At 58.1% G+C, this 17,817-nt stretch carries 15 protein-coding genes; 14 read left to right on the top strand and 1 reads right to left on the bottom strand.

Annotated elements, in window-relative coordinates:
* Nucleotides 1–62: 62 nt before the first annotated feature.
* On the bottom strand, nucleotides 63–956 hold the full coding sequence (locus SOP97_RS00935) for a LysR family transcriptional regulator (protein ID WP_322947734.1): 894 nt from the start codon (nucleotides 954–956) through the stop codon (nucleotides 63–65).
* Between the two features lie 185 nt (nucleotides 957–1,141).
* Here SOP97_RS00935 and leuC point away from each other — a divergent pair, with 185 nt between their 5' ends.
* From leuC to SOP97_RS00865, 14 genes are all read left to right on the top strand, one after another.
* Nucleotides 1,142–2,569 carry a 3-isopropylmalate dehydratase large subunit gene (gene leuC, locus SOP97_RS00930; RefSeq protein ID WP_322947732.1) on the top strand — a complete coding sequence of 476 codons (1,428 nt, stop codon included), beginning with the start codon at nucleotides 1,142–1,144 and terminating at the stop codon, nucleotides 2,567–2,569.
* A gap of 10 nt (nucleotides 2,570–2,579) precedes the next feature.
* A complete protein-coding gene (gene leuD, locus SOP97_RS00925) occupies nucleotides 2,580–3,227 on the top strand; it encodes a 3-isopropylmalate dehydratase small subunit (RefSeq protein WP_322947730.1) in 648 nt (215 codons plus the stop codon).
* A gap of 92 nt (nucleotides 3,228–3,319) precedes the next feature.
* Nucleotides 3,320–4,402, top strand: coding sequence for a 3-isopropylmalate dehydrogenase (gene leuB / locus SOP97_RS00920; protein WP_322947728.1), 1,083 nt, complete (start codon nucleotides 3,320–3,322; stop codon nucleotides 4,400–4,402).
* Between the two features lie 54 nt (nucleotides 4,403–4,456).
* Nucleotides 4,457–5,569 carry an aspartate-semialdehyde dehydrogenase gene (asd, locus tag SOP97_RS00915; protein WP_322947726.1) on the top strand — a complete coding sequence of 371 codons (1,113 nt, stop codon included), beginning with the start codon at nucleotides 4,457–4,459 and terminating at the stop codon, nucleotides 5,567–5,569.
* Between the two features lie 145 nt (nucleotides 5,570–5,714).
* Nucleotides 5,715–6,725, top strand: coding sequence for an aspartate-semialdehyde dehydrogenase (locus SOP97_RS00910; RefSeq protein ID WP_274087907.1), 1,011 nt, complete (start codon nucleotides 5,715–5,717; stop codon nucleotides 6,723–6,725).
* Nucleotides 6,726–6,879: 154 nt separating this feature from the next.
* Nucleotides 6,880–9,699 carry a FimV/HubP family polar landmark protein gene (locus tag SOP97_RS00905; protein WP_322947724.1) on the top strand — a complete coding sequence of 940 codons (2,820 nt, stop codon included), beginning with the start codon at nucleotides 6,880–6,882 and terminating at the stop codon, nucleotides 9,697–9,699.
* A gap of 3 nt (nucleotides 9,700–9,702) precedes the next feature.
* Nucleotides 9,703–10,569 (top strand): tRNA pseudouridine(38-40) synthase TruA, encoded by an 867-nt coding sequence (truA, locus tag SOP97_RS00900; RefSeq protein WP_322947723.1) that lies wholly within the window; start codon nucleotides 9,703–9,705, stop codon nucleotides 10,567–10,569.
* Between the two features lie 51 nt (nucleotides 10,570–10,620).
* Entirely contained in the window at nucleotides 10,621–11,241 is a 621-nt protein-coding gene (locus SOP97_RS00895) for a phosphoribosylanthranilate isomerase (protein ID WP_322947721.1), read from the top strand.
* A 224-nt stretch (nucleotides 11,242–11,465) separates the two neighbouring features.
* Nucleotides 11,466–12,350, top strand: a complete 885-nt coding sequence (accD, locus tag SOP97_RS00890) for an acetyl-CoA carboxylase, carboxyltransferase subunit beta (RefSeq protein ID WP_274087911.1) — start codon at nucleotides 11,466–11,468, stop codon at nucleotides 12,348–12,350.
* Nucleotides 12,347–13,654 carry a bifunctional tetrahydrofolate synthase/dihydrofolate synthase gene (gene folC / locus SOP97_RS00885; RefSeq protein ID WP_322947718.1) on the top strand — a complete coding sequence of 436 codons (1,308 nt, stop codon included), beginning with the start codon at nucleotides 12,347–12,349 and terminating at the stop codon, nucleotides 13,652–13,654. The genes accD and folC overlap by 4 nt, the downstream gene beginning before the upstream one ends.
* Nucleotides 13,638–14,246: an SPOR domain-containing protein gene (locus SOP97_RS00880; RefSeq protein ID WP_322947716.1), complete on the top strand. Its 609-nt coding sequence runs from the start codon at nucleotides 13,638–13,640 to the stop codon at nucleotides 14,244–14,246. The genes folC and SOP97_RS00880 overlap by 17 nt, the downstream gene beginning before the upstream one ends.
* A gap of 147 nt (nucleotides 14,247–14,393) precedes the next feature.
* Complete coding sequence (locus SOP97_RS00875) at nucleotides 14,394–14,948, top strand: CvpA family protein (protein ID WP_322947714.1); 555 nt, start codon at nucleotides 14,394–14,396, stop codon at nucleotides 14,946–14,948.
* A gap of 45 nt (nucleotides 14,949–14,993) precedes the next feature.
* Nucleotides 14,994–16,502, top strand: coding sequence for an amidophosphoribosyltransferase (purF, locus tag SOP97_RS00870; RefSeq protein ID WP_274087915.1), 1,509 nt, complete (start codon nucleotides 14,994–14,996; stop codon nucleotides 16,500–16,502).
* A gap of 45 nt (nucleotides 16,503–16,547) precedes the next feature.
* A complete protein-coding gene (locus SOP97_RS00865; RefSeq protein WP_274087916.1) occupies nucleotides 16,548–17,759 on the top strand; it encodes an O-succinylhomoserine sulfhydrylase in 1,212 nt (403 codons plus the stop codon).
* Nucleotides 17,760–17,817: the final 58 nt, after the last annotated feature.

Below are 17,817 nucleotides of genomic sequence, written 5' to 3'. Positions count from 1 at the left end.
GCCGAGCGGTTGGGCTGAGTCATGCAGAACCCTTTCTTATCGTTATTTGTTCACGTTAGCCGTTAGTCCCCAGCCAGTGCAAGGTCATCGCGCTGAGCGTCCAGCAGGTTCATGAAGGCCCGTGCAGCATTCGACAGCGTGCGCTCAGTGTGGCTGATATAGCCCAGCTGGCGAGTCAGTTGGACGCCGGGTAATGGCAGGCGCGCGACTTGGTCATCAAGCATGGTGCGCGGTAGCACGCTCCAGGCCAGGCCGATGGAAACCATCATTTTGATGGTTTCTAGGTAGTTGGTGCTCATGGCGATATTCGGGGTCAGGCCCTGAGCCTCGAACAGACGCTGCACGATATGGTGGGTAAAGGTGTTGCCGCCGGGGAATACCGCCGGGTGGTGGGCAATATCGGCCAGGCTAATTGCACCTTTACGCGCCAGCTCATGCTCGGGGGCGGCAACAAAGTCCAGCGGGTCGTCCCACACGGCGACTGCATGCACCGGCTCGCGGGTTTCCGGGGCCAGGGTGATCACGGCCAATTCGGCGCGGCCGTGCAGCACCTCTTCATAGGCCACTTCCGAGTCGAGAAACTGAATGTCCAGCGCCACCTGCGGGTGTGCCCGAGTAAAGGCGCGCAGCAGCGGCGGCAGACGATGCAGGCCGATGTGATGGCTGGTGGCCAGGGTCAGGCGGCCGCTGATCTCGCCATTTAGGTTGGTCAATGCGCGGCGAGTGTCGTCCAGCACATTGAGAATCTGATAAGAGCGCGGCAGCAGCGCACGACCTGCTTCGGTCAGGCTGACCTCGCGGCCCAGGCGATCGAACAGGCGCACATTGAGCTGCTGCTCCAGGCTGGCGATGCGCTTGCTGACGGCCGGTTGGGTCAGGTGTAAACGCTCGGCGGCCTCGGAAAAACTGCCCAGCTCGGCAATGGCAATAAAGGCATTGAGGGTGGCGAGATCCATTAAGTAGCCCTTGGTGGTGTGCAGAGTGGGTGTGCTGTAAGCGTTGTAATCTAGCTCTATTCCTGGGCGGAATCCATATGATGAAAAATATGAATTTGAGTAATTTGTTCTAAGTCCATAGGATTACCCCATAAGCCAAAGGGCTATTTGCCCAGGCGTAGAAACATGCTGATGAGGGAAAGCTGATGGCCGGCAAAACGCTCTACGACAAGCTCTGGGAAATGCACGAAGTGAAGCGCCGTGACGATGGTTCGTCGCTGATCTATATCGATCGTCACATCCTCCACGAAGTGACCTCGCCGCAGGCCTTTGAGGGCTTGCGTCTGGCGGGCCGTAAACCGTGGCGCATCGACGCCAACATCGCCACCCCGGACCACAACGTACCGACCACCAAGGCCGAGCGCCAGGGCGGCCTGGAGGCCATCGCCGATGAAGTGTCGCGGATTCAGGTGCAAACCCTGGATGAGAACTGCGATGACTTCGGCATCCTCGAATTCAAGATGAACGACGTGCGCCAAGGCATCGTCCACGTGGTCGGTCCGGAGCAAGGCGCGACTTTGCCCGGCATGACCGTGGTCTGCGGCGACTCGCACACTTCTACCCACGGCGCATTTGGCGCGTTGGCCCACGGCATCGGCACGTCCGAGGTCGAGCATGTGTTGGCGACCCAGTGCCTGGTGGCCAAGAAGATGAAGAACATGCAGGTGCTGGTCGAAGGCCAACTGCCGTTCGGCGTCACCGCCAAGGACATCGTATTGGCTGTTATTGGCAAAATCGGCACCGCGGGCGGTAATGGCCATGCGTTGGAATTCGCCGGTAGCGCCATTCGCGACCTGTCGTTGGAAGGGCGCATGACCATCTGCAACATGTCGATCGAAGCCGGCGCGCGCGTGGGCCTGGTGGCGGTGGATGAGAAAACCATCGCCTATGTCGAAGGCCGTCCGTTCTCCCCCAAAGGTGCCGATTGGGCCAAGGCCGTGGCGCAGTGGCAGGACCTGGTGTCCGACGCCGATGCGGTGTTCGATACTGTTGTCGAGCTGAAAGCTGAAGACATCAAGCCGCAGGTGAGCTGGGGCACTTCGCCGGAAATGGTGTTGGCCGTTGATCAGAACGTGCCGGACCCCGCCGCCGAAAGCGATCCGGTGAAGAAGGATTCGATCACCCGCGCCCTGAAATACATGGGCTTGCAGGCTAATCAGGCGATTACCGATATCCAGTTGGATCGGGTATTTATCGGCTCTTGCACCAACTCGCGGATTGAAGACCTGCGCGCCGCCGCCGAAGTGGCCAAGGGCCGCAAGGTCGCTGCAACCATCAAGCAGGCGATGGTGGTGCCGGGCTCGGGTTTGGTCAAAGCCCAGGCCGAGTCCGAGGGGCTGGACAAGATCTTTATTGAAGCCGGTTTTGAATGGCGCGAGCCGGGCTGCTCCATGTGCCTGGCGATGAACCCGGACAAACTCGGCAGCGGTGAGCATTGCGCCTCTACCTCTAACCGTAACTTCGAAGGCCGTCAGGGAGCAGGTGGGCGTACCCATCTGGTCAGCCCAGCCATGGCTGCCGCTGCTGCCGTAACTGGCCGCTTTATCGATGTGCGCGAATTGATTCAGGCCTGAGGACTCGACCATGAAAGCTTTTACTCAACACACCGGCCTGGTCGCTCCATTGGATCGCGCCAACGTCGACACTGACCAGATCATCCCTAAGCAGTTCTTGAAATCGATCAAGCGCTCAGGCTTCGGCCCTAACCTGTTTGATGAGTGGCGCTACCACGATGTCGGTCAACCGAATCAGGACAACTCTAAGCGCCCGGTGAACCAGGAGTTCGTGCTGAACTTCCCGCGTTACCAAGGCGCCAGCGTGCTGCTGGCGCGGGAGAACTTCGGTTGTGGTTCGAGCCGCGAGCACGCGCCCTGGGCGCTGGAAGAGTACGGTTTTCGCACCATCATCGCCCCGAGCTTTGCCGATATTTTCTTCAACAACAGCTTCAAGAACGGTCTGCTGCCGATCATCCTCAAGGAAGACGAGGTCGACGCATTGTTCGAGCAGGCTGAAGCCACGGTTGGCTACCAACTGACTGTCGATCTGGCCGCACAAACCGTGACTCGCCCGGATGGTGTGCAGTACAGCTTCGAAGTCGATGCTTTCCGCAAGCATTGCCTGCTCAACGGTCTGGACGATATCGGCCTGACCCTGCAGGACAGTGACGCGATCAAAACCTTTGAAAGTACTTATCAGCAGCGCAGCCCGTGGCTGTTCGGCGCAATCAAATAATTCGTAGGGTGGGGTAGGCCGCAGGCCGTAACCCGCCGGACATCGGCTCGACCACAGATAGGTTGAGCCCGACTCAAAGAATGAGGGATGTAATGAGCAAGCAGATTCTGATTCTCCCCGGTGACGGTATCGGCCCGGAAATCATGGCCGAAGCGGTCAAGGTGCTGAACCTGGCTAACGATAAGTACACCCTGGGCGTCGAGCTGAGCTTCGATGATCTCGGGGGGGCGGCCATCGACCGTTACGGCGTGCCACTGGCTGACGCAACCCTGGCGCGGGCCAAAGCCGCTGATGCCATTTTGCTTGGCGCCGTCGGCGGGCCGAAGTGGGATGCCATTGATCCGGCCATTCGCCCGGAGCGCGGTCTGCTGAAAATTCGCTCGCAGCTGGGGCTGTTCGGCAATCTGCGCCCGGCGATTCTTTATCCGCAACTGGCCGATGCCTCCAGCCTCAAGCGCGAAATCGTTGCCGGCCTGGATATCCTCATCGTCCGTGAGCTGACTGGCGGCATCTACTTCGGCAGCCCGCGTGAAAGCAAGGTGTTGGAAAACGGCGAGCGCATGGCCTACGACACCCTGCCGTACAGCGAAAGCGAAATCCGCCGGATCGCCCGCGTGGGCTTCGACATGGCCCGTGTGCGCGGCAAGAAACTCTGCTCGGTGGATAAAGCCAACGTGCTGGCCTCCAGCCAACTGTGGCGCGCCGTGGTCATTGAAGTGGCCAAGGATTACCCCGACGTCGAGCTCAGCCACATGTACGTGGATAACGCGGCGATGCAACTGGTGCGTGCGCCCAAGCAGTTCGACGTGATGGTGACCGACAATATGTTCGGTGACATTCTGTCGGATGAGGCTTCCATGCTGACCGGCTCTATCGGCATGCTGCCGTCCGCTTCGCTGGATGCCAACAATAAAGGCATGTATGAGCCGTGCCACGGCAGTGCACCGGATATCGCCGGGCAGGGCATTGCCAACCCGCTGGCGACCATTCTGTCGGTGTCGATGATGCTGCGTTACAGCTTCAATGAGGCCGCAGCTGCGGACGCTATTGAGCTGGCCGTGAGCAATGTGCTCGATCAGGGCCTGCGCACCGGTGATATCCATAGCGCGGGTACGACCAAGGTCGGCACTACCGCAATGGGTGATGCAGTAGTCGAAGCGTTACGCAGTCTGTAATCTTCCTGACCCGTCGGACGGTTCCGGCGGTCAGCTTATATAGGTGTAGTGGTTATGAAACGTGTAGGTCTGATCGGTTGGCGTGGCATGGTCGGCTCCGTGCTGATGCAGCGCATGCTGGAAGAGCAGGATTTCGACTTGATCGAACCGGTATTCTTCACCACCTCCAATGTCGGCGGCCAAGGCCCGGCGATTGGCAAGGAAACGGCGCCTTTGCAGGACGCCTACAGCATTGACGAGCTGAAAAGCCTCGACGTGATCCTGACCTGTCAGGGTGGCGACTACACCAATGAAGTCTTCCCCAAGCTGCGCGAAGCCGGCTGGAAGGGCTATTGGATTGATGCGGCCTCGTCGTTGCGCATGAGCGACAGCTCGGTGATCGTGCTCGATCCGGTCAACCGCAAGGTGATCGATCAGCAGCTGGATGCTGGTACCAAGGACTACATCGGTGGCAACTGCACCGTTAGCCTAATGCTGATGGCGTTGGGTGGTTTGTACGAGGCTGGTTTGGTCGAGTGGATGAGTGCCATGACCTACCAGGCCGCGAGCGGCGCTGGCGCGCAGAATATGCGCGAGTTGATCAAGCAGATGGGCGCGATCAATGGGGCGGTGGCGGACGAGTTAGCGGATCCGGCCAGCGCCATTCTCGATATCGACCGTAAAGTTGCCGAGGCCATGCGTGGTGAGTCCTTCCCGGTCGACAACTTTGGCGTGCCGTTGGCCGGCAGTCTGATTCCTTATATCGACAAGGAACTGCCGAACGGGCAGAGCCGTGAAGAGTGGAAGGCTCAGGCGGAAACCAACAAGATTCTCGGTCGTTTCAAGAACCCGATTCCGGTCGATGGTTTGTGCGTGCGTGTCGGTGCCATGCGGTGTCACAGCCAGGCATTGACCATCAAGCTGAATAAGGATGTACCGCTGTCGGACATCGAAGGTTTGATCAGTCAGCACAACCCATGGGTTAAGTTGGTGCCGAATCAGCGCGAAGCGAGCATCCGTGAGCTGGGCCCAACCGCTGTGACGGGCACCCTGAGCGTGCCGGTCGGTCGCCTGCGTAAGCTCAACATGGGCTCGCAGTACCTGGGGGCGTTTACTGTTGGCGACCAGTTGTTGTGGGGTGCTGCTGAGCCGTTGCGCCGCATGCTGCGTATTCTGCTGGAGCGTTAATCGCACGGCGCTGCGGCGTTTATTGCCTAGCCAATAAGGAGCGGGCTGCAGGGCATCCGAGTCAAATCGAGTGCTCAGCAGTCCGCTCCTTTGCATTTGGTGGGGCCGGCTATACAGTGCTGGGCTTATTTCTGCGAGCTTTACCATGACCCGTACCTTTGATATTGCCGTAATTGGCGCCACTGGCAGCGTTGGCGAAGCCCTGGTGCAATTGCTGGAAGAGCGCGAATTCCCCGTGGCTAATTTGCACGTGATCGCCAGTGGCGAGTCGGCGGGAAGTTCTGTGTCTTATAAGGGTAAGAACCTGCGGGTAAAAGACCTGGAAACTTTTGACTTCTCCAGCGTGCGCCTGGCGTTTTTTGCGGCAGGTAGCAAGGTGACGCAGAAGTACGCGTTGCAGGCGGGCGCGGCAGGTTGTGCGGTGATTGATTTGGCCAGCGGCTTGCCGGCCGCGCAGGCGCCGCGAGTAGTGCCTGAAGCTAATGCGCAGGTGCTAGCCGCTGTGGCTGCGCCATATTTAATGACCAGCCCAAGTGCGCCGGGTGTTGCGCTGGCAACTGTGCTGGCGGCTTTGCCTGAGAGCCTCAGCATTCGCCGCGTTACGGTGACTGCTTGCCTGGCTGTCTCCAGTCGAGGGCGTGAAGGTATCGCGGAGTTAGCGCGGCAAACGGCGGAATTGCTCAACGGGCGTTCACTTGAACCTCGTCTGTTTGACCGGCAAATGGCTTTCAATGTGCTGGCTCAGGTTGAGCAGGGCGACAGTGAAGGGCACTCCGCGCTGGAGCGGCAGATTGCCGCCGAGCTTCAAGAGTTGCTGGCTATACCGACGCTGCCAGTGGCGGTGACTTGTATTCAGGTTCCGGTGTTCTTTGGCGACAGTTTGAGTGTGTCGCTTCAGGCTGAATCGAGCATCGACATCAAGCAGGTTTATGCCGCGTTGGATGCTGCGCCGTCAGTGGAGTTGGTGGAGTTGGACGATTATCCAACAGTGGTTGGCGATGCGGTGGGGCAGGATGTGGTCTATGTCGGTCGCGTGCGCGCCGGTTTGGCTGACCCCGCAGAACTCAATTTGTGGATTGCGTCTGATAATGTGAGAAAAGGCGCCGCGCTGAATGCTGTGCAATTGGCCGAGTTGTTGATAAAACATTATCTGTAAAAGATACTTACCTAGAAATTTGAAGAATCTTTCGAGCTTGGCAATACTGGCTGAGTTAATTGCTGAATGGGGTTGCGTCTTCGGGCGTGATAGGCAGCAATTTTCAAGATCCTCTCGCTGGTCGAGAAAAAAAGATAAAACAAGGGATAACGCTATGGTTCGGGTTCGCAAACTGGTGCTGGCAATTGCAGCTGCTTCGGCACTGTCATCCGGTATGGCCCACGCGTTGGGGCTGGGTGAAGTCACTCTGCAGTCAGCGCTCAATCAACCCTTAGTGGCTGAGATTGAGTTACTGGAAGTGCGCGACCTGGCTTCTAATGAGCTATTGCCAACCCTGGCGTCCCCAGAAGCATTCACCAAAGCAGGTGTGGATCGTCAGTACTTCCTGACCGATCTGAAGTTCACTCCAGTACTTAAGCCCAATGGCAAAAGCGTTATCCGGGTGACGTCTAGCAAGCCCATGCGTGAGCCCTACCTGAACTTCTTGGTAGAAGTGCTCTGGCCGAATGGCCGTTTGCTTCGTGAGTACACCTTGCTGCTTGATCCGCCGCTTTATACCCCGCAAAGCGTGATCCCAGCGGCTGCTCGGCTCCCTGTAGCTGCCGCGGCACCTGCACCTCGCTTGCAAACACCGGCTCCTGCACCGCGCCCTGCGGCAGCAGCCAATACCGCGCCTTCTGTTGCACCTGCCGCGCCTACGGCCAAACCGTTAGACGGTAACCAATACACCACCACGGCCAACGATACACTCTGGGAAATTGCCCAGCGTGCACGTGCCGGTGGCAGCGTGCATCAAGCCATGTTGGCGATCCAAGACCTGAATCCTGATGCCTTTATCGGTGGCAACATCAACCGCCTGAAAAGCGGTCAGGTGCTGCGCCTACCGGATGAGCAGCAGGTGAAGAAGCGTGCTCAAGGCGAAGCACTCGCTCAGGTAGCAGAACAAAATACAGCCTGGCGTGAAGGGCGTAGTGCTGTCGCTAGCGCCCGCCAGCTGGATGCTACCAAGCGCACCAGTGCCGCCGCGGCGCCGGCCAAGGTCGAAGTCGGTGATAGCCTGAAACTGGTTTCTGCTGATAGCGGTAAAGCAACTGCCGGTAGCGACAAAGGTGCGGCTGATACCAAAGCAATAAATGACAAGTTGGCCGTGACTCAGGAAAGCCTGGACTCCAGCCGTCGTGAAAATGACGAGCTGAAAGGCCGCATGACTGATCTGCAGAGCCAACTCGATAAGTTACAGCGTCTGATTCAATTGAAAGATGATCAGATGGCCAAGTTGCAGGCTGACCTGGCCGCACAGGGGCAGGCGCCTGCTCCGGTGGTTGCGCCTGTTGCTCCAGAAACACCAGCAGTTGAAGCACCGGTCGCTTCCGCAGAGTCTGCTCCAGAGGCCGCGCCGCAAGAACCTGCTGTTACGCCTCCCGTAGCGCCAGCTGCTGAAACCGATTTCAATTACAGTGAAGAGCCGGCAGCATCAGTTGAGCCCGTGGCCCCGATAGAGGTGCCGGAGGCTGCACCGGCTGCCGCGCCTGAGCCTGCTCCAGTCACGCCTGTAGCGCCTGTTGTTGAAGCGCCAGTAGTGGCTGAGCAGCAAGCGGAAAGCACCCTTGATGATCTGCTGGCCAATCCGATGCTGCTGGGCGCCGCAGGTGGCGGTGCGCTGCTGCTATTACTGATAGCGCTGATGATGCTGTCGCGCCGTAATGCACTTAAAGAAGCGCAGTTGCAGGAAAATCTAGCGGCTGGTGACGATTCGTCCGATTTGGGCGCTGGTTTGGATCTGCCGGATGACGGTTTTGCTGGCTTGGCTGAAGACCTAGAGAACCAGCAAAACGATCTGCCCAATGAAGAACGTGTTACCGCGCAAACCGGTGATGTACTGGGTGAGGCGGATATCTATATCGCTTACGGTCGCTTCCCTCAGGCCGCTGAGCTACTGCAGGGCGCGATCAATGACGAGCCGCAACGCAGTGACCTGCGTCTGAAACTGATGGAGGTCTATGCCGAAATGGGTGACCGCAATGGTTTCGCGCGTCAGGACAGCGAGTTGCGCGAAATTGGCGGCAGTGCTGCTGAGCTTGATCAAATCAATGCGCGCTACCCAGCCATGACTGTTGCTGCGGGTGCAGGCTTTGCAGTGGCTGCGACCGCCGCGGAAAGTCTGGATAGTTTCAGCCTGGACGACCTGACACTCGACGAACCAAGCGCAAAACCTGCTGTTGCCGATCAAGATGATGCGTTCGATTTGAGCCTGGATGATCTTGAAGCTGAACTGGATCGTGATCTGCAGGCTGCTGGCGAGAAGGCTGCCTTAGAGGATTTGGATAGTTTGTCGTTCGACAGCGATCTGGATTTCAGCTCACCGGCTGAACCGACTGAGAGCAAAGCCGATGATCTGGACTTTAGCCTGAGCCTCGCTGATAGCAGCGACAGTGAGCTGGATTTGGGCGCTGACGACCTGGCTGATTTCAGCCTGGATCTGGATGCCCCTGCCAAGCCTGAAGCGTCGGCTGAAGATGATTTCCTGCTTAGCCTGGATGACGAGCCAAGTGCTGCGCCAACTGAGCCAAGCTTTGATCTGCCAGCGGAAGAGTTGAGTGGTGATTTTGATCTGTCGGCAGACTTTGACCTTTCACTGAGTGACGAGGCGCCTAGTCAGCCATCGAACGATAGCTTTGCCGCTCAACTAGATGAGGTCAGCGCGGAGTTGGACTTGCTATCTGATGATCTGGAACAACCTGTAGATTTGGACGTGCCGGCAAGCGCTGCTTCTGCCAGTGCTGCGCTGGATAATGACGATGACTTCGACTTCCTCTCGGGTACCGACGAGACGGCCACCAAGCTCGATCTGGCTCGCGCCTACATCGACATGGGCGATACCGAAGGTGCTCGCGATATTCTCGATGAAGTCATCAGTGAAGGTAACGATGGTCAGCAACAAGAAGCCCGTGAGCTGATCGCTAATTTGGTCTGATACATGCCTGAAAGTCCTACTACAACGGCAGCCGAATCGGCTGCCGTTGGCGTTTTCAAGATAGCCCTCGGTGTTGAGTACAAAGGTTCACGCTACCGTGGTTTTCAGCGGCAGAGCGCCGGTGTGCCTTCTATTCAGGAGTCGCTGGAAAAAGCCCTCACTAAAGTCGCGGGTGGTGTTGCCGTTACGTTGAGCTGCGCAGGGCGTACCGATGCGCTGGTGCATGCAAGTGCCCAAGTGGTGCATTTCAATACGCCAGTTGATCGCTCTATGCACGCCTGGGTGATGGGGGCAAACATGAACTTGCCCGGTGATATCAGTGTGACGTGGGCCAAGTCGATGCCGGCGCATTTTGATGCGCGGTTTTGTGCGCAAGCGCGACGCTACCGTTATGTAATTTATAACGACCAGATCCGCCCGGCGCATATGGCCGAAGAGGTGACCTGGAATCATCGCCCGCTGGATATTGAGCGCATGCGTGAGGCGGCCCAGGCATTTATCGGCACCCATGATTTCAGTGCTTTCCGTGCGCGTCAGTGTCAGGCTAAATCGCCAATCAAGACTGTGCATCACCTGGAGGTGCTCCAGTACGGACGGTTTATCGTGCTGGATATCCGTGCCAATGCCTTCCTGCATCATATGGTGCGTAATCTCGCTGGGGTTCTGATGACCATCGGTGCCGGCGAGCGCCCGATTGAGTGGGCGCAGGAAGTGCTGGAAACTCGTGTGCGCCGTACCGGTGGGGTGACTGCGCACCCTTATGGGCTGTATTTGGTGCAGGTCGACTATCCGCAGGAGTTCGATTTACCTAAGCGCTACCTGGGGCCGCACTTTCTTTCCGGCTTGCCGGATGTGGCGGCTGACGCCTGAAAGGCTATTTGCTAGCATCCCGTTCACACTGAATTAACTGAGGTCATCCTGTTGTCAGTCGTTCGCAGCAAGATTTGTGGCATTACCCGCATAGAAGATGCATTGGCGGCTGTCGAGGCAGGTGCGGATGCGATTGGGCTGGTGTTTTATGCCAAGAGCCCGCGAGCTGTCACAGTGCAGCAGGCGCGCGCGATCATCAGTGCTTTGCCGCCGTTTGTGACCTCCGTGGGCTTGTTCGTTGATGCCAGTCGCTGCGAGTTGGGTGAGCTGCTCGATGCTGTGCCGCTTGATTTACTGCAGTTCCACGGTGATGAGAGCCCAGCTGATTGTGATGGTTATCACCGGCCTTATATCAAGGCGCTGCGGGTTAAGCCGGGCGACGATATCGCCGCGCAGGTTGAACTCTATAAGAATGCCAGTGGTGTACTGTTGGATACCTATGTGCCAGGTATTCCGGGGGGCACAGGTGAGGCTTTTGATTGGTCGCTGGTGCCGGAAGGTTTGAGCAAGCCGATCATTCTGGCCGGTGGCCTAACGGTTGCAAACGTTGCGCACGCCATTACTCGTGTGCGTCCCTATGCTGTAGATGTCAGTGGTGGCGTTGAGCTAACCAAGGGCATCAAGGATGCTGAGAAGATTCGCGCTTTCATGCAGGCGGTAAAAGCTGCTTAAGGTGTGCTGGGTTGATGTGACGGCTTAGCCTGCTTGGCCGTCCATACCCCTGTTGCAGAATGTATGAACGCTGCAGGCGGTCGTTCAAGGGTGGCGGGTGTATGAGCGCCGCCGTAATGGCAATGCACCGGCCCCTGAAACGGCTGTACTCATGAATTTTCCCGTATAGGCCTGATCGCATAAAGCGCAGCCCGTTCGGTTAACAGCTTTGGAGAATCAAGAGCATGAGCAACTGGTTGGTAGACAAACTCATCCCATCGATCATGCGTTCCGAGGTCAAGAAGAGTTCGGTGCCCGAAGGCCTTTGGCACAAGTGTCCATCCTGTGATGCGGTGCTTTACAAGCCCGAGCTGGGCAAGACCCTGGATGTTTGCCCCAAGTGCAATCATCACATGCGTATCGGTGCACGTGAGCGTCTGGATATCTTCCTCGATAAAGAGGGGCGCGAGGAGCTGGGTGCCGAGCTTGAGCCAGTCGATCGCTTGAAGTTTCGCGACAGCAAGAAATACAAAGACCGCATCGTGGGCGCGCAAAAGCAGACGGGTGAGAAAGATGCGCTCGTGGCCATTCGTGGCACCCTGGAAGGTATGCCGATAGTGACCTGCGCCTTCGAGTTCTCCTTTATGGGTGGCTCGATGGGGGCGATTGTTGGTGAGCGCTTTGTGCGTGCCGCCAATGCGGCGCTGGAGCAGCGCTGCCCGCTGGTGTGCTTCTCCGCATCCGGCGGTGCGCGCATGCAGGAAGCGCTGATTTCGTTAATGCAGATGGCCAAAACCTCGGCCGTGCTGGCGCGCCTGCGCGAAGAGGGTATTCCGTTTGTATCGGTACTGACCGACCCGGTTTATGGCGGCGTGTCTGCCAGTTTGGCCATGCTTGGTGATGTGATTGTGGCTGAGCCCCGTGCGTTGATCGGCTTTGCCGGTCCGCGCGTGATCGAGCAAACCGTGCGCGAGAAGTTGCCAGAAGGCTTCCAGCGCAGCGAGTTCCTGCTGGAGCACGGCGCCATCGATATGATCATTCATCGTGCAGAGCTGCGTCCGCGCTTGGCGCGTCTACTGGCGCAGTTTATGGGCCTGCCTTCCCCTGTTTCGTTGCCGGCGACGGCATGACCGAGCGCACCCTTGCTGATTGGCTGAGCTATCTCGAGCAATTGCATCCAAGCGCCATCGACATGGGCTTGGAGCGTTCCCGGGTGGTGTTGCAGCGCCTGAGTTTGGGCAGGCTGGCGCCGCGGGTAATCACCGTCACCGGAACCAATGGCAAGGGCTCAACCTGTGCTTTTATTGCTGCGTTGCTGCAGGCGCAGGGGCTTAAGGTCGGCGTATACAGTTCGCCGCATCTGCTGCGTTACAACGAGCGGGTCCAGGTTGCGGGGGTTGAAGCTACTGACGCCATGCTCTGCGAGGCATTCGCAGTGGTTGAAGCCGCGCGTGGCGACACGTCACTCACCTATTTTGAGATGGGCACACTGGCTGCGTTCTGGTTATTCCAGCAGGCAGGCCTGGACGCGCTGGTGCTGGAAGTCGGTCTGGGCGGCCGGTTGGATGCGGTGAATCTGCTGGATGCTGATATTGCTGTGGTCACGAGCATCGGTATTGATCATGCCGATTGGTTAGGCGATAGCCGCGAATCAGTTGCCTTCGAGAAAGCCGGGATCTTCCGTGCCGGCAAGCCTGCCTTGTGTGGTGACCTTGATCCTCCGCAACCCTTGCTTGATCAGGTGGCTCTGCTCGATACGCCATTTTTCTTGCGTGGTCGTGACTATGACTTGAGCACCAATGCGCAGGAGTGGTCCTGGCGCGGTCTTAACCATCTGGGCGCAGTAGTGAGTCTGGCAAACCTGCCGTTACTCGATCTGCCCATGGAGAACGCCGCCTTGGCCCTGCAGGCTTATGCCTTGATGCAGCTGCCTTGGCAGCCTGAGGAGATCAGTCAGGCGCTGCAGCAAACGCGAGTCGCTGGACGGCTCGATCGTCGAGTGTTGAATTGGCAAGGTAAGTCACTCACGCTGCTGCTTGATGTTGGGCATAATCCCCATGCTGCTGAGTATCTCGCGCAGCGACTGGCAAATCGGCCGGTACCCGGTAAACGCTTAGTTGTGTTTGGTTTACTTGCTGACAAGGATTTGCCCGGTGTGGTGGCGCCCTTGTTAAGTGAAGTAGCGAGTTGGGCGGTTGCGCCGCTGCCAATAGGCCGTTCGCGTGCAGCTGCCGAGCTACACGCGCACTTACACAGCTGCGGGGCGCGAGTAACGGCCCATGTAGATGTGCAGGCTGCACTTGAGGCTCAGTGTGCACAGGCTGCAGATGGCGATGAAGTGCTGGTGTTTGGATCTTTTTACTGCGTGGCCGAGGCCTTGGATTGGCTGGGCCGCCAAGCCAATAGGGGCGTGCAGGATGGCTTTGCTGGATAAGGGATTAAAGCAGCGCATGGTCGGTGCGTTGGTTTTGCTGGCGCTGGCAGTGATCTTCCTGCCGATGCTGCTATCGCGTGAAGATGAGTCGCAGCGAGTTTTAGTCGATGCACCGGCAATGCCGGTGGCCCCTGAGGTTCCAGAGGTTGAGTTGCAGCCCGTGGTCGTACCAGAGCCGCAATTGTTGCCCGATGAGCCGGTTGGTGCTGAGGCCACACAGAGCCTGGAGTCCGTTGATACGGTTGTAGATGAGCCGTCTGCTGCTCCGGTAGCGCCTGCGCAGCCAGCTGCACCGGCCAAGCCTGTGGCAGCGGCGCCTCAAGTAGCGCCAAGTAAGCTGGACGCTAATAGCCTGCCGGTCAGCTGGTCTGTGCAGCTGGCGAGCTTATCCAGTAGCGATGGCGCGCAGAAACTGCAGAAAACCCTGCGCACTCAGGGGTATAACGCCTATATCCGTAATTTCGACGGTATGAATCGGGTGTTTGTCGGACCGTTGATTGAGCGTGCCGAGGCGGATCGCCTGCGTGATCAGCTCAATCGTCAGCACAAGCTCAATGGCTTTGTGGTGCGTTTTCAGCCTGAGGCGAACTGACTCAATGGCGTAGTGGCTTCGTCAAGCGTGGGTGGCAGATTTGCCGAAAGGCGGCTCGGGCATTTCAGCGGTTGGCGAATCCTTTGTTTACTCCCCGCACAGGTGCTCTGCTAAAATGCAGCGCCTTTCTCGTCGGTAACCTGCATCGTGGCATTCACCTGGGTCGATTGGGCGATTATCGCCGTTGTCGCCGTTTCAAGTCTGATCAGTCTGAGCCGAGGTTTCGTTAAGGAAGCTTTGTCGCTGCTCACCTGGATCATTGCTGGCGTGGTCGCCTGGATGTTTGGCGGCGCACTGTCGCAGCACTTGGCGGGTTTTATCGAGACACCCTCGGCGCGCGTGATTGCAGGCTGCGCGATTCTATTTGTGGTTACCTTGTTGGTTGGTGCCCTGGTCAATTACCTGATTGGTGAGTTGATCCGGGTCACTGGGCTGTCGGGTACTGATCGTTTTCTCGGCATGGTTTTCGGCGCCGCCCGTGGTGGTTTGCTGGTGGTCGTGCTGGTTGGCTTGATCAGCCTGGCCCCGGTTCAGCAAGACAGTTGGTGGCAGCAATCGACACTCTTGCCACATTTTCTGATGGTGGCCGACTGGTCAAAAAACCTGATTTTAGGCCTGTCCAGTCAGTGGCTGGCCAGCGGTGTAACTGCGCCGGTGGAATTACCGTTTAAAGAGGCACTGCTGCAGCCAAAGCTGCCGTAAGTGCATTCGCAATTATCGTGTTTCATTAAGTAGGGGTTGCGTCACATGTGCGGCATTGTCGGTATCGTCGGTAAATCGAACGTCAATCAGGCGCTGTATGACGGGCTGACCGTCCTCCAGCACCGCGGCCAGGATGCTGCCGGTATTGTCACCAGCCATGATGGCCGCCTGTTCCTGCGCAAGGACAACGGTCTGGTGCGTGACGTATTCCAGCAGCGCCACATGCAGCGCCTGGTCGGCCACATGGGCATCGGTCATGTGCGCTACCCAACTGCGGGCAGCTCCAGCTCGGCTGAAGCGCAGCCGTTTTATGTCAACTCGCCCTACGGCATCACCCTGGCGCATAACGGCAACTTGACCAACGTCGAGCAGCTGGCCAAGGAGATCTACGAGTCCGACCTGCGTCATGTGAACACCAACTCCGATTCGGAAGTGCTGCTCAACGTGTTTGCTCACGAATTGGCCCAGCGCGGCAAATTGCAGCCGACCGAGGAAGATGTATTCGCTGCAGTGACTGACGTGCATGAGCGCTGCGTAGGTGGTTACGCCGTAGTGGCGATGATCACCGGCTACGGCATTGTCGGTTTCCGCGACCCTAACGGTATCCGCCCGATCGTCTTCGGTCAGCGCCATACCGACGAGGGCGTGGAATACATGATCGCCTCGGAAAGTGTCTCGCTGGATGTGCTTGGTTTCACCCTTATTCGCGATCTGGCGCCGGGCGAAGCGGTGTACATCACCGAAGACGGTAAACTGTTCACCCGTCAGTGTGCGAGCAATCCCAAATATGCACCGTGCATCTTCGAACACGTCTATCTGGCGCGTCCGGATTCAATCATGGACGGCATCTCGGTCTATAAGGCGCGCCTGCGCATGGGCGAGAAGCTGGCCGACAAGATCCTGCGTGAACGCCCAGTGCATGACATTGATGTGGTCATCCCGATTCCTGATACCAGCCGTACCGCCGCGCTGGAGCTGGCCAACCATCTGGGCGTGAAGTTCCGCGAAGGCTTCGTCAAGAACCGCTATATCGGCCGTACCTTCATCATGCCGGGCCAGGCCGCACGGAAGAAATCCGTACGGCAGAAGCTCAACGCCATCGAGCTCGAATTCCGCGGCAAGAACGTGATGCTGGTGGACGATTCCATCGTGCGCGGCACCACCTGCAAGCAGATCATCCAGATGGCCCGCGAAGCCGGCGCGAAGAACGTGTATTTCTGTTCGGCAGCCCCTGCCGTGCGCTACCCGAATGTGTACGGTATCGACATGCCTAGCGCCCATGAGCTGATCGCTCACGGCCGCACCACCGAGGAAGTCTGCGAGCTGATCGGTGCCGACTGGCTGGTCTACCAGGATCTGCCGGATCTGATTGAAGCGGTCAGTGGTAGCAAGAAGATCAAGATCGATAACTTCGACTGCGCAGTGTTTGATGGTAAGTACGTCACCGGCGATGTTGACGAGGCTTACCTGAACAAGATCGAGCAAGCCCGTAATGACATGTCGAAGGCCCAGTCCCAGGCGGTCAGTGCAGTTATCGGTCTGTATAACGACTAATTACGCGGTATAGCCTGCTTAGCAGGCTGCTTGAGGGGATTGCTAATGACGATTGAATGGCAGGCCGGGCGTCTAGACAGCGACCTTGATGGCGTTGGCTTTGACACCCTGGCGGTGCGTGCTGGGCAACACCGCTCGCCGGAAGGTGAGCACAGCGAGGCGATCTACCCGACCTCCAGCTATGTTTTCCGTACCGCAGCTGATGCCGCCGCACGATTTGCCGGCGAAGTGCCCGGCAACGTTTATTCGCGCTACACCAACCCTACGGTGCGTGCGTTCGAAGAGCGCATCGCGGCGCTGGAGGGTGCTGAACAGGCGGTTGCCACCTCATCCGGGATGTCGGCAATTTTGGCCATGGTCATGAGCCTGTGCAGTGCGGGTGATCATGTGCTGGTGTCGCGCAGCGTCTTCGGCTCGACCATCAGCCTGTTCGAAAAATACTTCAAGCGCTTCGGTGTGCAGGTCGATTATGTGCCGCTGGCGGATCTCGACGGTTGGGCTGCTGCCTGCAAACCCAACACCAAGCTGTTGTTTGTCGAGTCGCCATCCAACCCGTTGGCTGAACTGGTGGATATCGCCGCCTTGGCGGAAATTGCTCATGCTAAAGGGGCGTTACTGGCAGTGGACAACTGCTTCTGTACACCTGCGCTGCAGCAACCTCTCAAGCTCGGTGCTGACATTGTCATGCACTCGGCCACCAAGTACATCGATGGTCAGGGCCGTAGCATGGGCGGCGTGTTGGCCGGTAGTGCGAAACTGATGACTGAAGCGGTCGGCTTTCTGCGCACGGCTGGACCTACGCTCAGCCCGTTCAATGCGTGGATTTTCCTCAAAGGCCTGGAAACCCTGCGTATCCGTATGCAGGCACACTGCAGCAGCGCGTTGCACTTGGCGCAGTGGCTGCAACAACAGCCGGGTATTGAGCACGTGCACTACGCCGGCCTGTCGAGTCATCCGCAGCACGAACTGGCCAAGCGTCAGCAGAGTGCGTTTGGGGCGGTGGTGAGCTTTGAGGTGAAAGGCGGCAAAGAGGCGGCTTGGCGGTTTATCGACGCTACGCGGGTGATTTCCATCACCACCAACCTTGGCGACACCAAAACCACCATTGCTCATCCGGCGACCACCTCCCATGGTCGCTTGAGTCCGGCGGAGCGTGCGAATGCCGGTATTCGCGATAACCTGATCCGCGTTGCGGTCGGTCTTGAAGACCTGGCTGACCTACAGGCCGATCTGGCTCGTGGGCTGGCAGCGCTCTGAATCAGCGGCACAGGCTGTAGCAAAAAGCCTCGGTGAATGCCGGGGCTTTTTTTATGGG

The organism is Pseudomonas spirodelae (assembly GCF_034653255.1).
Taxonomy (GTDB): domain Bacteria; phylum Pseudomonadota; class Gammaproteobacteria; order Pseudomonadales; family Pseudomonadaceae; genus Aquipseudomonas; species Aquipseudomonas spirodelae.
The sequence above is the reverse complement of the archived record's forward strand: the minus strand, read 5'-3'. Positions and strand labels throughout refer to the sequence as shown.